The organism is Actinomadura montaniterrae (genome assembly GCF_008923365.1).
Lineage (GTDB): Bacteria > Actinomycetota > Actinomycetes > Streptosporangiales > Streptosporangiaceae > Spirillospora > Spirillospora montaniterrae.
Genome location: NZ_WBMR01000005.1, coordinates 22121 through 36044 on the forward strand (window position 1 = coordinate 22121; position 13924 = coordinate 36044).

The window sequence follows — 13924 nt, forward strand, 5'->3', positions numbered from 1 at the left end:
CCGGCCCGCCGGGCCCGGCGGCGGCTGACCGCTCGGTCACAGGGGCGGGGCGGCGGTCCGCGGCGCTGCCGGCGCCCATTACCTTAGGGGCATGTCGACTCGCCGCAAGGTCTCGCTCATCACCCTCGGGTGCGCCCGCAACGAGGTGGACTCCGAGGAGCTCGCCGCGCGCATGGAGGACGCCGGCTGGGACCTGGCGGACGGTGCGGACGGCGCCGACGTCGTGGTCGTCAACACCTGCGGCTTCATCGAGGCGGCCAAGAAGGACTCCATCGACACGCTGCTGGCGGCGCACGACTCCGGCGCAAAGGTCGTCGCGGCCGGCTGCATGGCCGAGCGGTACGGCAAGGAGCTGGCGGAGGCGCTGCCGGAGGCCGACGCGGTGATCGGCTTCGACGACTACCTGTCGATCGGGGAGCGGCTCGACGACGTGATGGAGGGTCGCGCGCGCGAGGCGCACACCCCGCGCGACCGCCGCACGCTGCTGCCGATCAGCCCGGTCGAGCGGTCCGCGTCCGCCGACGGCGTGGCGATCCCGGGGCACGGCGGTCCCGGTGATCTGCCGGACGGCGTGGCGCCCGCGTCAGGCCCGCGGGTGCTGCGGCGGCGCCTCGGCGGCGGCCCCGTCGCGCCGCTCAAGCTGGCGTCCGGCTGCGACCGGCGCTGCACGTTCTGCGCGATCCCGGCGTTCCGCGGCGCGTACGTGTCGCGCCCCCCGGCGGAGGTGCTGGAGGAGGCCCGCTGGCTCGCCGGGCACGGCGTCCGGGAACTGGTCCTCGTCAGCGAGAACTCGACGTCCTACGGCAAGGACCTCGGCGACCTGCGGGCGCTGGAGAAGCTGCTGCCCGGCCTCGCCGCGGTGGACGGCATCGAGCGCGTCCGGGTCAGCTACCTGCAGCCCGCCGAGACCCGGCCGGGGCTGATCGAGGCGATCTGCGGCACGCCCGGCGTCGCGCCCTACTTCGACCTGTCGTTCCAGCACGCCAGCGGCCCGGTGCTGCGTTCGATGCGGCGGTTCGGCGACCGCGTCCGGTTCCTGGAGCTGCTCGACCAGATCCGCGCGCAGGCGCCGGAGGCGGGCGTGCGGTCGAACTTCATCGTCGGGTTCCCCGGCGAGACCGAGGACGACTTCGAGGAGCTGGCGGAGTTCCTGTCCGCCGCGCGGCTGGACGCGATCGGCGTGTTCGGGTACTCCGACGAGGACGGCACCGAGGCCGCGAACCTCGACGGCAAGGTCGACCCGGACGAGATCGCCCGCCGCGTCGAGGAGCTGTCGGGGCTGGCCGAGGAGCTGACCGCGCAGCGCGCCGAGGACCGCGTCGGCTCGCGGGTCGACGTGCTGCTGGAGGACAAGGCGGACGGCGGGTTCGAGGGCCGCGCCGCGCACCAGGCGCCCGAGGTCGACGGGACGGTGCTGGTCCGCGGCGAGGGCCTGGCCCTCGGCGAGATCGTCGCCGCCCGGGTCACCGGGAGCGACGGGGTGGACCTCGTCGCGGACGTGTCATGATCGCGGGCATGCCCGAACCGGTCGCCGGGGCGCCCGATCCGCCGCCCGCGAGCGTCTACAACATCGCCAACGCGCTGACGCTGCTGCGCATCGCGCTGGTGCCGCTGTTCGTGTGGCTGCTGTTCATGGACGGCACCGGCTGGCGGATCGGCGCGTTCGCGGTGTTCGCCGCCGCGTCCGTCACCGACAAGATCGACGGTGATCTGGCCCGGTCCCGCGGGCTGGTCACCGACTTCGGCAAGATCGCCGATCCGATCGCCGACAAGGCGCTGACCGGCGCGGCGCTGGTCAGCCTGTCGGCGCTCGGCGAGCTGTGGTGGTGGGTGACCATCGTCATCATGGTCCGCGAGATCGGCATCACGCTGATGCGGTTCGTCGTCATCCGGTACGGGGTGATCCCGGCCAGCAAGGGCGGCAAGCTGAAGACGATGCTGCAGGTCTTCGCGATCGGCTTCTACATCCTGCCCGGCCCGCTCGACTACCTGCGCTGGGTGACGATGGGCGCCGCGCTGATCGTCACCGTGGTGACCGGCGCCGACTACGTCGTCCAGGCGTGGCGCCTGCGGCGTGCTCCCCGTAGCTGACCCTGGTCGCGGATCAGGACGCGGTCAACTCGTCGCCGACGCGGAGCGTGCCGAGCGCGCGCGGGATGCCGAGGCGTCCGAACACGATCTCGCGGGCGCCGTCGAAGCGCCCGGTGCGGTACCCGGCGAGCGCGCGCAGGGGAGCGGGGGACCGCTCGGCCGTCTCCTGGTCGGTGTTGATGATGACGCAGCGCCCGCACGGCTTGACGAGCTCGATCTCGGCGGCGCCGCGCAGCCGGGTCACCGCGTCCTCGCCGTAGGGGCCGAGGCCGCTCAGGACGATGTTGGGGCGGAACCGGTTCATCGGCAGCGGCCCGTCCATCCGGCGGTTCAGGTCGTCGAGCGACTCCCGCGACAGCACCGAGACCGGTAGCCGTCGGCGTACGCGAGCGTCCCGCCGCCGCGTCGCGTGGGGCGCGTCCCGGTGAAGCGGACGAGGCGGCACGGGATCCCGAGCGCGTCGGAGAACCAGGCGGCGGCGTCGTCGCCCTGGTCGATTCCCTGGCAGGGGCGCCGGTGCACGGTGACGTCGCGGGCCGGGCCGTCGGCCGCCGCGCAGACCAGCGGCGCGTCCGCGAGCGGCGAGGTGACGGTGAGCTTCGTCCCGTCGTAGGCGGGGTGGACCAGCGCGAGGCCGGGCACCTCCCGCTGCGACAGGTGCCGCCCGTCCGGGCGGACGAGCATGAACGCCCGGTCGTGGCGCAGCCCGTCCGGCGTCATCTCCGCCTCGGCGAGCGGGACGCCGGCCGCGCTCTTGACCGGGTACATGTGCAGTGCGGCGATGACGGCGATCATGAGGCGACGGTAGAGCGGCACCCGCGCGGGTGACCAGGAGAACCGGTGGTACCTGACACCGATTCGTCAGTTTGGAGGCCGGACGGCTATGAGCGGGCGGGACTTCACCTATCCGGAGGTCGGCGCGACGTGGGACGCCGAGCGTCCGGCGGGCTACCGGCACCTGCGGGTGCGGACGCTCGTCGGCGCGGGTCCGGCGGCGATGCGCAACGCCTCGGACGCGCTGATGGAGTTCTGGATGCACCGCGCGCTCCCCGCGCGCGTGCGGGCGTCGGCCCCGCGGGCGGAACCCGGCGTCAGCGTGGAGATGGGCGTCGGGCTCGGGCCGTTCCGGCTGCTGGCGCCGTGCCGGGTCGTGTGGACGCGCGAGGACGACCGCCGCGCCGGATGGGCGTACGGGACGCTGCAGGGCCACCCGATGGCGGGAGAGGAGGCGTTCGTCGTGCATCTGGACGACGAGGGCGAGGTGTGGCTGACCGTCACCTCGTTCAGCCGCCCGGCGACGGCGGCGGCGCGGCTGGCCGGTCCGCTCGCGCCGGTGGCCCAGCGCGCGTACGCGCGCCGCTGCGGGGCCGTCCTGCGGCGCCTGGCGCGTCCCTGACCACCGGGACGGCCCGCGACCGGGCGGGGACGAGCACGGCCGCCATGGCGGGCTGCGGGAGCACGCCCACCCCGGTCGTGCCCCGCAGCCCCGTTCATGGCGGCCGCACCGACAATTATCCCCGTGAATGGGGAGTGGTCGCGACATGGCAAATGAGTTCTGACTCACAAAATGACGGCGCGGTTGGCCGATGGTGGACCGTCGCCGCAATGGCGCAGGTCGGGGGCGGTGCGACGATGCGCGCCCTGGTCGCGTTCCCACTCGCGCGCAGTGTGCGGGGCCCCGCGGGTGTGTGACACAATGCACGGCTCACGTTTTTCCCGGCGAACGAAATGCGATATGCGGGACCGATCGGACGAGCGGGTGTAAGTCGAGCAAAGAGCTGTTCGTCCTGATTCGGCCACGCGTGCGGTCAACCCGGCGCCCCGTGCCGCCGTCGCCCGCAACCGCCCGCGCCGCGCCGCGCGGACCGTCGTCCCCCGCCGGTAGATTCGGGGGACCGGCGACGGGGAGGCGGAAGCGATGCGGGTCGAACTGCTCACCGTCGGGGACGAACTGCTCCTCGGCGACACGATCAACGGGAACGCGGCCTGGCTCGGCAGGCGGCTCGCCGAGCACGGCGTCGAGGTGACCCGCAGCGTCGTCGTCGGCGACGAGATGGACGTCATCGTCGCGGCGGTGCGGTCCGCGCTGGAGCGCGCCGACGCGGTCATCACCACCGGCGGGCTCGGCCCCACCTACGACGACGTGACCCGCGACGCGCTCGCCGAGGCCGCGGGCGTCGTGCTCGTCCGCGACCCGGCGCTGGAGCTGCGCCTGCACGAGCGGGCCGAGGCGGCGGGCCGCGAGCTCCAGCCGATGGCGTTCCGCATGGCCGAGGTCCCGAAGGGCGCCGGCCTGCTGCGCAACTCCGCCGGCACCGCGCCCGGCCTGCGCGTCGAGCTGGACGGCGGGATCGTCTACGCGCTGCCCGGCGTCCCGTTCGAGATGCGCACGATCATGGACGAGGTGGTGCTGCCGGAGCTGGCCGGGATCGCCGGGCTGCCCGCGGTCGCCCGCCGGACGCTGCGCACCGCCGGGATCTGGGAGTCGGTCGTCGCGACGCGGCTCGCCGAGGTCGAGGCGATGGACGGGGTGAAGCTCGCCTACCTGCCCGATCCGGCCGAGGTCAAGATCCGGATCACGGTGGCCGGCGCGGACCCCGAGGGCCGTCTCGCGGAGGTGGACAAGCGCGTCCGCGAGCTGCTCGGCCCCGTCGTCTACGGCGTGGAGGACGAGACGCTGGACCGCGTCGTCCACCGGCTGCTCGCCGAGCGGTCCGCGACCGTCGCGGTCGCCGAGTCGCTGACCGGCGGCCTCATCGGCGCCGAGCTGACCGCGATGCCTGGTTCGTCGGCGACCTACGCGGGCGGGATGGTGACGTACGCGACGGAGCTGAAGCACCGCCTGCTCGGCGTCTCCGACGTGCTGCTCGCCGAGCACGGCGCCGTCCACCCGGACGTGGCCGCGGCGATGGCGGAGGGCGTCCGGGACCGGCTCGGCGCGACGTACGGGCTGGCCGTGACCGGCGTCGCGGGCCCCGAGCCACAGGACGGCACCCCGGTGGGAACGGTCTATATCGGCGTGACCGGACCCGGGAATACGCGCACCGTGGTCAGGCCGAAACTCCCCGTGCCCGGCACCGGCCCGGAGATCCGCGCGGTGCTCCGCCGGATGACCGTCGTGCACGCGCTTGAGCTGCTCAGACGCGAGCTGCTGGGACTTGACGCCGAGGTCGAGACCGGGGACGCTCGGGAAGATCGGGAAGTTAGGGGCTGATTACAGCGTTACGTTCCGAGCGAACACGAAATCAACGGTCTGCCATGGCCACCGTCAAGCCGGGTACGGTGGAACCGGCAGATGGTCCGAACTGAGGGAGGGAGCGAGACGATGGTCCTGCTTCGCCAGCTGCTCGGTGACGTACTGCGGCAGCTGCGGCTGCGCCAGGGACGCACCCTCCGTGAGGTGTCCGCGGCCGCGCGGGTTTCCCTCGGCTACCTGTCCGAGGTCGAACGAGGGCAGAAGGAGGCCTCCTCCGAGCTGCTCTCGTCGATCTGCAAGGCGCTGGGCGTTCCGCTGTCGCACGTGCTCAGGGAGGTGGCCGACTCGCTGGCCCTCGCCGAGCTGCAGCACGAGCCCGTCATGGCGGGCGCGCCCGAGCACGAGCGGATCCCCGCCGAACGCATTCCGGAGACCCCCGAGGAGATCACCGGCGAGTTCCGCGGCGACATGGTCGCCGCCTAGTCGCCGGTACCGGCCCGCGGTGCGCGCCGCGGCGCCGGGTTCATGCCCCGACCGGGGCCGCGGGTGTGCGCGGTCTCACGCATGAGCTCGGCATAGGCGGGCAGCCTTCCCCGTTGTAACGGACATCCCGTAACGACGCGGAAGGAGCCCGAATCATGGCGGCCGTCAAGAGCCCGCTCTCGGACGAGGCACTGAAGGTCACCGGGCAGGCCCTGCAGGGCGCCCTCGTGGACCTCATCGATCTTTCGCTCGTGGCCAAGCAGGCGCACTGGAACCTGACCGGCCGTAACTTCAAGGTCGTGCACGAACACCTGGACGAGGTCGTGGACCTCGCCCGCGCCGGCCAGGACGACGTCGCCGAGCGCGCCGTCGCGATCGGCGTGAACCCCGACGGCCGTGCCCGCACGCTCGCCGACCGCACCGAGATCCCGCAGCTGGAGGCCGGATACCTGGCCGACGACAAGGTCGTCGCGGCGGTGACCGACGTGCTGGCGCAGATCATCGCGCGGTTCCGCGAGCGGATCGCGGCGACCGACGAGCCGGACCCCGTCACGCAGGACCTGCTCATCGGCATCGCGGCCCAGCTGGAGAAGCAGCACTGGATGTTCCAGGCGCAGACCTGATCGGCATAGATCGCGGATCCCCGCGCCGCCGCGATCCTCGGCGCGGACCCGGATCCGAGCGGAAAAGGCCCGGCCCCTCTCCTGGGGCCGGGCCTTTCCCTGTCCTGGGCGCGCTCTGCCGGCGGCGCGCGCTCTCTGGGCGCGCTCTCTGGGCGCGCTCTGCCGGTGGCGCGTGCTCTCCGGGGGCGTCCCGGCGGGGTCAGCGGCGCAGGTGCTCCAGGACGGTGTCGGCGAACTCGATGGCCAGCGGGCTCAGCGCGTCCCAGCGCCGGGCCGCCCAGCCCGCGGTGAGCGGCGGCAGGTCCGGGATCGGGATCAGCCGCACCTCGCCCCGGCCGCCGCCCCAGCCGGGCAGCGCCGGCAGGATCGCGTGGCCGAGGCCGAGCTCGGCGAGCAGCAGCGCGGTGTCCCAGTCGGCGACGCTGGTCGTGGACGTCAGCCGCACCCCGTGCCGTTCGAGATGCATCTCCAGGTGGACGCGGGACGTCGAGTGCGCGGGCAGCTCGATGTGCCGGATGCCCGCCAGATCGTCGAGGGCGATCGTCTCGCGGGCGGCCAGCGGGTCGCCGGTGTGGACGGCGAGCATCCACGGCAGCTCGCAGGACGCCCGCTGCTCGACGCCGTCGAGGGGCGGGCCGATCGTGACCCACGCCAGGTCCGCGGTGTGCGCCCGCACCGCCTCCAGGCAGCTGCGGCTGGACGCGGCGGTCTCGAACTGCAGCGCCGCCTCGGGATGGCGGGCACGGAACGCGGCCACCCCGGCGGCCATGAAATGCCGGACGGTGGTGGCGCCCGTCGCGATCCGGACCGTGCCGCCGACGCCGCGGCGCAGGTCGTCCAGGTGCCGCAGGGCCGCGTCGATCCCGGCGATGCCCTCGGTGGCGGCCTGGTGCAGGATCCGGCCGGCGCGGGTGGGCAGCACGCCGCGCGGGCGCCGCTCCAGCAGCACCAGCCCGGTCTCCCGTTCGAGCCGCTTGACGTGCTGGCTGACCGCGGACTGGCTGCACGACAGGTCGCGCGCGACGGCGCTCAGGTTGCCGGCCGCGCAGACGGCCACGAACACGCGGAGGTCGTCGAGGGTCACGCGCCCAAAGGTAGACCTGGGGGATCGATAAGAAAACCCGAGAATTGACTTGGAACGATCGCAATCGGAGGATGCTTCTGCGGGCGCAGGATCCGGCGACCCGCGATCCGGCGGCGACCCGTCCGCGACCTCGAGGCGCGGGACGGGCGCCGACCACTCCGATTTCATTTACGGATCGATCCGTTTCGTTTATGCTCGGGCCATGAACCGAGGCCGCCCCCGCTCCGGGCACGTGGACCAGGCCGTCGCGGACGCGGTGCGCGCGCTGCTGGCGGAGTCCGGCTATCAGGCGCTGAGCATCGACGGCGTCGCCGCGCGAGCCGGGGTCGGCAAGGCGGGCATCTACCGCCGCTGGCGGTCCAAGGCCGAGATGGTCTTCGCCGTCACCGTGCACGGCCCGCATCCCGTCGCGCCCGCCGACTCCGGTTCGCTGCGCGGCGACCTGGCCGCGCTCGCCGAGCACATCATCGACCTGCTGTCCGCCCCGCACGCGCGGCTCGTCCTGCCGGGCCTGGCGGCCGACCTGTCGGCCGACCCGGCGCTGGCCGCGCGCTTCCAGGCCGGAGTCATCGACGCCGAGCGCGCGCTCGTCGCCGAGATCCTCGACCGGGCCCGCGCGCGCGGCGAGCCGGCCGGCGGCGACCCCGCCTTCGTTCACGCGCTGCTGCTCGGCCCGATCTACACCTACCTGTTCCTGGCGGGCGGCGAAGCGCCGCCCGGCCTCGCCGACCGGCTGGCGAACGCGGCGGTCGCCGCGCTCGCCACGAAGGAGAGCCCGTGAAGCACCCGACCCCGCCCGCCACGCCCGCGTCCGCCGGGTCCCCGCTGCTGCTCGACCGCGTCCTGCCCGAGGCCGACTTCCGCTCCCGCTACACCCGCCGCGTCCGGGCCGAACCCGCCGCCGTCTGGGACGCCCTGACCACCCTGGCCGCCGAGGACCTGCCCGTGTCGCGCCGCCTCATGGCGCTCCGCTCCGCCGGGCGCACCCGGCTCAGCGGCCCCCTCGTCGAGACGTTCCCGACCCCGACCCTGCTCCGGGACGAGGGCACGGAGCTGGTCAAAGGCAAGATCGCCAAGTTCTGGCGGGTCCGCCCCGAGACGGCGCCGGTGGAACCGGGCGACCCCGCCGCGTTCACCGCCTTCGAGGACCCCGGCTGGGCGAAGGTCGCGATGTCGCTGCGCGTGGCGCCCGACGGCCCCGGCTCCCTCCTGGCGTTCGAGACGCGGGTACGCGGCACGGACGCGTTCGCGCGCCGCGTTTTCGGGCCGTACTGGCTGCTCATCCGGGCCGGCGGCGCCGGCTTCATCCGGCTGGAGATCCTCGGCGCCGCCGCCCGCCGCGCCGAACGTGCGTCCTAACGGGCCGGCTGGCAGCGAGGGCACCAGAAGGCCGTCCGGTCGCCCACCCCGGACGTCTGCGGAGCGCGCTCGATCCGGGTGCCGCAGCGGCGGCACGGACGCCCCGCGCGGCCGTACACCCAGTGCTCCTGACCACGTCCCATGTTCCCCGTGGTGACATGGCCGTGCCGCGCCTTGTTGACGTCCAGGAGCCGGTGAGCGAGCTCCACGAGAGCGGGGAGGTCGGGGACCCCGGCCACAGGCGTCCAGGGGTGAACACCGCGCAGGAACAGAACCTCGGCCTTGTAGACGTTGCCGATCCCCGCGAGCCGCGTCTGGTCGAGCAGCGCCTCGCCGACCGCCCGGTCCGGCTGCTCCTCGAGCCGCGCGACGGCCCGCGCGGCGAGATCGTCGTCCCAGCCGGGATCGAGGAGGTCCGGGCCGAGATGCCCGACGGCCGCGTCCTCCTCGGCGGTGCGCAGCAGCTCGACCAGGCCGAGCGACTGCCCCACCGCCTGCCGTTCCGCGTTCGCCAGCACCAGCCGGACCCGATGATCGCGCGGCAACGGCCCGGCCGCCCGGATCTGCCAGCGGCCCTCCATGAGCAGATGCGTGTGGATCGTCAGGCCGCCCTCCACACGGATCAGCAGATGCTTGCCGCGCGACACGACCTCCAGCACCCTCCGGCCCCGCAGATCCGCGGTGGCGAGGCGCGGCACCCGGAACTGGGCACGCGTCAGCGGCCGCCCGGCGAGCGCCTCGTGCAGGCGCCGGGCGGTCAGCCAGACGACATCGCCTTCCGGCACGGTCCCGACCCGCCGCTAGATCAGGGAGGGGCTCTCCCAAGCGGACGGGTCCTCGGTGAGCTTGCGGACCCCCTCAGGCAGCTCGCCGGCGGCGATGTGCGCGAGAGTCACCCGCTCGAGGATGGCGCGCTCGCTCGCACGCAACGCGATCCACACCTCCTGCAGGGACCGGGCAGGGCCCTCGTAGCCGACGTGCTCGGGGCGCTCGCCCCGCACGCCGAGCAGCGGCCCGTCGATGGCGCGGATGATGTCGGCGAGGGAGATCTGCTCGGCCGGACGCGCCAGCCAGTAGCCCCCCTCAGGGCCGCGCTGGCTCCGGACGAGCCCCGACCGGCGCAGCTGACCGAGGATGTTCTCCAGGAATTTGGGCGGAATCTGCTGGGCCTCCGCGAGCTGGACCGCGGTCACCGGGTGACTCCCGGCCACCGCCAGCTCCGCGGCGGCACGCAACGCGTAGTCGACCCGGGCGGACAATCGCATGTAGGTATTATCCCTTGCCGATCGGACTGGTCGGGCTCTGCTTATGGCATTGCCCTTGGCGGTCGGGCGCTGGGCGCCCTCCCTTCGGCGGGCAATGCGTGCGATCGCTGCATCGCTCCGGCTCGGCCCTGGGGGCCTCGCTGCGCGATCAAGTTCTCGCAAGCTCGAACTTGGCTTCGCTCGCGATCGCGACGGTCGGGGTCGTCGCGTGGCTGGGCAAGGACGGCTAAGCTCCGTCTATCGCATTACCCCTGGCGGTCGGTTCTGGGGGCCCGCTGGGCGAAGCCGGATTCTCGCTTTGCTCGAATCCGGCTTCGCTCGGCGATCGCGAACGGTCTCGGTCGGTGCGTCGTTGGGCGAGATCAGTGCGGGGCTGTCTGGTCTTCCGGGTGTGTGGAACGTGGCGCGCCCGCTGGTACCGGGCCTTTGACCGGCGGGCGCGCCACGGCTCTCGGGCCGCGCTCAGGCGGCGGACACCAGCCCCAGGAGCTCGGCGGCGGCCTGGGCGTTGGCGGCGGCGGCGCCGTAGGTGGCCAGGTAGACGGCCGCGCCGGGCCGCCAGACCGGCAGGCCCATCTCCACGACCACCGCGTCCGGGCGGGCGGTGAGCAGGGCGTTCGCGAGCGCCCGCTGCGCCGCGTGCCGGTGGGCGTCCCGCAGCACGACCACCAGACCCCGCCCCCTGGCACGTTCCAGGACACCTTCCGCCTCTCCGGGCGCCCCCGCGGCCCGGACGGCGTCGGGCGCCCAGGGGTGCAGGCCCCAGGGCGTCGGCCCCACCGCGATGTTGCCGGTGGCCTCCGCCTCGACGACCAGCGGCGCCCCGTTCCAGCCGGGCAGCGCGCCGGTCACGCGGACGGCCCGGCGGGCCGCCTCCAGGCCGGCGGCGCGGTCCACTGCGGCGGGGCTGCTGCCGGCAAGCCAGTCGCGCAGCCGCCGGGTGCGCTCCGCCGCGTCGTGCAGCCGAGCCGCCGGCAGCCGCCCGGTCCGCACCGCCTCGTCGATCGCCGCCAGCGTCGCCCGGAGCGTCTCGGCGTGCTCGTTCGGGCCGAGGCACAGCAGGTCCGCGCCCGCGATCAGGGCCCGCACCGACGCCTCCGGGATGCCGATCTTCCCGCTCGCCCCCTGCATGTCCAGCGCGTCGGTGACGATCACGCCGTCGTAGCCGAGGTGCTCGCGCAGCAGCCCGGTGATCGCGGCACGGGACAGCGTCGCCGGCACCCCGCCGGTGATCGCGGGCAGGTTCAGGTGCCCGGTCATCACCGCGCGGGTGCCGGCCGCGATCGCCGCCCGGAACGGGACCAGCTCGCGGCGGTCCAGCAGCTCCAGGTCGGCGTCGACGATCGGGACGCCGAGATGCGAGTCGTCCACGGTCGCGCCGTGCCCCGGGAAGTGCTTGCAGCAGGCGGCGACGCCCGCCTCCTGCGTGCCGGTCACCGCCGCCGCCGCGTGCCGGGCGACGAGGTCCGGGTCCGCGCCGAACGAGCGCGTCCCGATCACCGGGTTGTCGTCGGCGGTGTTGACGTCCACCGACGGCGCGAAGTTGAGGTTGACGCCGACCTCGGCGAGCTCCGCGCCCAGCGAGCGGTAGATCCGCCGGGTCAGCTCCGGGTCGTCGACCGCGCCGAGCGCGGCGTTGCCCGGGTACGGGCTGCCGGTGGCGTGCCCGCCGAGCCGGGTGACGTCGCCGCCCTCCTCGTCGATCGTGATGAACGGGTCGCCCGCCTTGCGCATCTGCGCGGTCAGCGCGGCGAGGGACTCCGGGCTCGGCACGTTGCCGGTCAGCGCGAACAGCGTCACGCCGCCGAGGCCCGCCTCCAGCTCGTCCAGCACCCAGCGCGGCGCCGCCGCGCCCGGGAAGGAGGGCAGCAGGGTGCCCCGCGCCAGCCGGGCGATCTCGCCGGTGGTCGCGGTGTCGTCGGCGGTCACCCCTTCACCGCCCCGGCGGTCAGCCCGGACACCATGCGGCGCTGGACGAGCAGGAAGAAGGCGATGACGGGAATGGTGAGCAGCGTCGACGCTGCCATGATGGGCCCCCAGGCGGTGCTGCTGCGGCCGAAGAAGAACTGCAGCATGATCGGCAGGGTGTACTTGTCCTGGTCGTCCAGGAACGTGAAGGCGAAGATGAACTCGTTCCACGCGGTGATGAACGAGAAGATGCTGGTCGCGACCAGGCCGGGCGCGACGAGCGGGAGCATGACGGTGAAGAAGGTGCGGATGGGGCCGGCGCCGTCGATCGCGGCGGCCTCCTCCAGTTCCTTTGGGACGGCCGCGACGAAGCCGCGCAGCATCCAGATCGCGAACGGCACCGCGAACCCGATGTAGACGACCGCGAGGCCCGGCAGCGTGTTCAGCATGTCGAGCCGCTTGAGGTCCAGGAACAGCGGGATGACCAGCGACTCGCACGGCACCATCTGCACCACCAGCAGCATGACCAGGAACGTGGTGCGGAACCGGAAGCGGAACCGCGCCACCGCCGTCGCCGCCAGCAGCGCCAGCAGGCTCGACGCCACGACGGTGATCAGGGCCAGCAGGATGCTGTTGCGGAAGTAGGTCCAGAACGACACCTGCGCGATGCCGCCGTTCAGGACGAAGTCGAAGTGCGTCAGCGTCGGGTGCGTCGGCAGCGGCTTCGGCGTGGTGCTGAAGATCTCGCTGTTCGGCTTGAACGCGGTGGACGCCATCCAGAAGACGGGGAACACCGCCAGCACGAACACCAGCACGCCGAGCCCGTTGAGGCCGATCTTGCGGGCCCGCTTCCGCGCGGCCGGCCGGCCGCGCCGGGACCGTCCCGCCTTGAGGGTTGCCTGGGTCATCGGGTCTCCCCCTGACGCACCATGACCCGCACGTACAGCGCGGTGACGACGAGCAGGATCAGCGTGAGCACCGCCGCGATGGCCGAGCCCATCCCGAGCTTGGGGTTGAGCGCGCCGAACGCCTCGGAGTAGCCGTACAGCGACAGGTTGAACGCGTCGCGGTTGGCCATCCCGGACATGATGAACAGCTGGGTGAACACCTTGAAGTCCCAGATGATCGACATCACCAGGACGACGAGGAAGATCGGCTTGAGCATCGGGTAGGTGAGGCTCCAGAACGTCCGCCACGGGCCGGAGCCGTCCACCCGCGCCGCCTCGTACAGCTCGCTCGGGACGCTCTTCAGCCCGGCGAGCACCGACACCGCCACGAACGGGCACGCCTGCCACACCACGCAGACCGTCAGCACCGTGTAGGTGGACAGCGGCGTGGAGAACCAGTTGTAGTCGTTCCAGCCGCCGCCGACCAGCGCGTCCGGCAGCTTGTCGAGGAACCAGTTGACCAGGCCGCCGGTGGAGCCGAACAGCCAGCTGAAGATGATCGCGGCGGTGACCGGCGGGGTCGCCCAGGCGACCATCACGCCGCCGGAGACGAAGCTCGACATCCGCTTGCCGAGCTTGTTGAGCAGCAGCCCGACCAGCGTGCCGATCACCATGGTCAGGCTGACGGCGACGATCGCGAACAGCACGGTGTGCCGGAACGCCGCCCAGAAGAGCGGGTCCTTGAGGATGGTGTCGAAGTTCTGGGTGCCGACCGACTCGGCCGGCTCGCCGCGCAGCTGGCGGTTGCCGACCTTCTGGAACGACATGATCCCGATCTGGATCATCGGCCAGAACATCAGCACGGCGATCACGACGACGGTCGGCGCGATCAGCAGGTAGGGCCCGAATCGGGGCCGGCGGCGCGGGCGCCCGCGGCCGGACGGTCTGCGGCCCGGCGGCCTGCGCACCGCGGGAGCGGTGTCGAGCATGAACGCTTCCGATCAGCGGGGACGGGTGGCCTCACCGAG

16 protein-coding genes are annotated in these 13924 nt (G+C 73.3%); 8 read left to right on the top strand and 8 right to left on the bottom strand.

Annotation, left to right across the window (positions count from 1 at the left end; all coding sequences use genetic code 11):
* Positions 1-91: 91 nt before the first annotated feature.
* Both rimO and F9B16_RS03515 read left to right on the top strand, forming a co-directional pair.
* Positions 92-1507, top strand: coding sequence for a 30S ribosomal protein S12 methylthiotransferase RimO (rimO, locus tag F9B16_RS03510; RefSeq protein WP_151538349.1), 1416 nt, complete (start codon positions 92-94; stop codon positions 1505-1507).
* 8 nt (positions 1508-1515) lie between these two features.
* Positions 1516-2091, top strand: a complete 576-nt coding sequence (locus F9B16_RS03515) for a CDP-alcohol phosphatidyltransferase family protein (RefSeq protein WP_225991319.1) — start codon at positions 1516-1518, stop codon at positions 2089-2091.
* A 13-nt stretch (positions 2092-2104) separates the two neighbouring features.
* On the opposite strand, the gene F9B16_RS52400 is transcribed toward F9B16_RS03515, so the two are convergent.
* Together F9B16_RS52400 and F9B16_RS52405 are read right to left on the bottom strand one after the other, a co-directional pair.
* Positions 2105-2452 carry an MOSC domain-containing protein gene (locus F9B16_RS52400; RefSeq protein WP_264159681.1) on the bottom strand — a complete coding sequence of 116 codons (348 nt, stop codon included), beginning with the start codon at positions 2450-2452 and terminating at the stop codon, positions 2105-2107.
* Positions 2422-2886, bottom strand: coding sequence for an MOSC N-terminal beta barrel domain-containing protein (locus F9B16_RS52405; protein WP_225991321.1), 465 nt, complete (start codon positions 2884-2886; stop codon positions 2422-2424). The genes F9B16_RS52400 and F9B16_RS52405 overlap by 31 nt, the downstream gene beginning before the upstream one ends.
* Positions 2887-2974: 88 nt before the next feature.
* Between F9B16_RS52405 and F9B16_RS03525 the strand changes: the two genes are divergently transcribed.
* The 4 genes from F9B16_RS03525 to F9B16_RS03540 all read left to right on the top strand — a co-directional run bounded on the left by F9B16_RS03525 (position 2975) and on the right by F9B16_RS03540 (position 6393).
* Complete coding sequence (locus tag F9B16_RS03525; RefSeq protein ID WP_151538351.1) at positions 2975-3487, top strand: DUF1990 family protein; 513 nt, start codon at positions 2975-2977, stop codon at positions 3485-3487.
* 522 nt (positions 3488-4009) lie between these two features.
* Positions 4010-5305 (top strand): CinA family nicotinamide mononucleotide deamidase-related protein, encoded by a 1296-nt coding sequence (locus F9B16_RS03530; protein WP_151538352.1) that lies wholly within the window; start codon positions 4010-4012, stop codon positions 5303-5305.
* A 111-nt stretch (positions 5306-5416) separates the two neighbouring features.
* Positions 5417-5770 (top strand): helix-turn-helix domain-containing protein, encoded by a 354-nt coding sequence (locus F9B16_RS03535; RefSeq protein WP_151538353.1) that lies wholly within the window; start codon positions 5417-5419, stop codon positions 5768-5770.
* 155 nt (positions 5771-5925) lie between these two features.
* On the top strand, positions 5926-6393 hold the full coding sequence (locus F9B16_RS03540) for a Dps family protein (RefSeq protein ID WP_151538354.1): 468 nt from the start codon (positions 5926-5928) through the stop codon (positions 6391-6393).
* 199 nt (positions 6394-6592) lie between these two features.
* On the opposite strand, the gene F9B16_RS03545 is transcribed toward F9B16_RS03540, so the two are convergent.
* Positions 6593-7477, bottom strand: coding sequence for a LysR family transcriptional regulator (locus F9B16_RS03545; RefSeq protein WP_151538355.1), 885 nt, complete (start codon positions 7475-7477; stop codon positions 6593-6595).
* 202 nt (positions 7478-7679) lie between these two features.
* Between F9B16_RS03545 and F9B16_RS03550 the strand changes: the two genes are divergently transcribed.
* Positions 7680-8258, top strand: coding sequence for a TetR/AcrR family transcriptional regulator (locus F9B16_RS03550; RefSeq protein WP_151538356.1), 579 nt, complete (start codon positions 7680-7682; stop codon positions 8256-8258).
* Positions 8255-8836, top strand: a complete 582-nt coding sequence (locus tag F9B16_RS03555) for a hypothetical protein (protein ID WP_151538357.1) — start codon at positions 8255-8257, stop codon at positions 8834-8836. The genes F9B16_RS03550 and F9B16_RS03555 overlap by 4 nt, the downstream gene beginning before the upstream one ends.
* On the opposite strand, the gene F9B16_RS03560 is transcribed toward F9B16_RS03555, so the two are convergent.
* The 5 genes from F9B16_RS03560 to F9B16_RS03580 form a co-directional block, all read right to left on the bottom strand.
* The gene (locus F9B16_RS03560) at positions 8833-9621 is read right to left on the bottom strand and encodes a DNA-formamidopyrimidine glycosylase family protein (RefSeq protein WP_151538358.1); all 789 of its coding nucleotides are present in this window, start codon (positions 9619-9621) and stop codon (positions 8833-8835) included. The genes F9B16_RS03555 and F9B16_RS03560 overlap by 4 nt on opposite strands.
* Before the next feature lie 15 nt (positions 9622-9636).
* A complete protein-coding gene (locus F9B16_RS03565; RefSeq protein WP_151538359.1) occupies positions 9637-10101 on the bottom strand; it encodes an RrF2 family transcriptional regulator in 465 nt (154 codons plus the stop codon).
* A 462-nt stretch (positions 10102-10563) separates the two neighbouring features.
* Positions 10564-12030 carry a glycoside hydrolase family 3 protein gene (locus F9B16_RS03570; protein ID WP_151538360.1) on the bottom strand — a complete coding sequence of 489 codons (1467 nt, stop codon included), beginning with the start codon at positions 12028-12030 and terminating at the stop codon, positions 10564-10566.
* On the bottom strand, positions 12027-12917 hold the full coding sequence (locus tag F9B16_RS03575) for a carbohydrate ABC transporter permease (RefSeq protein WP_151538361.1): 891 nt from the start codon (positions 12915-12917) through the stop codon (positions 12027-12029). The genes F9B16_RS03570 and F9B16_RS03575 overlap by 4 nt, the downstream gene beginning before the upstream one ends.
* Entirely contained in the window at positions 12914-13885 is a 972-nt protein-coding gene (locus tag F9B16_RS03580; RefSeq protein ID WP_151538362.1) for a carbohydrate ABC transporter permease, read from the bottom strand. The genes F9B16_RS03575 and F9B16_RS03580 overlap by 4 nt, the downstream gene beginning before the upstream one ends.
* Positions 13886-13924: the final 39 nt, after the last annotated feature.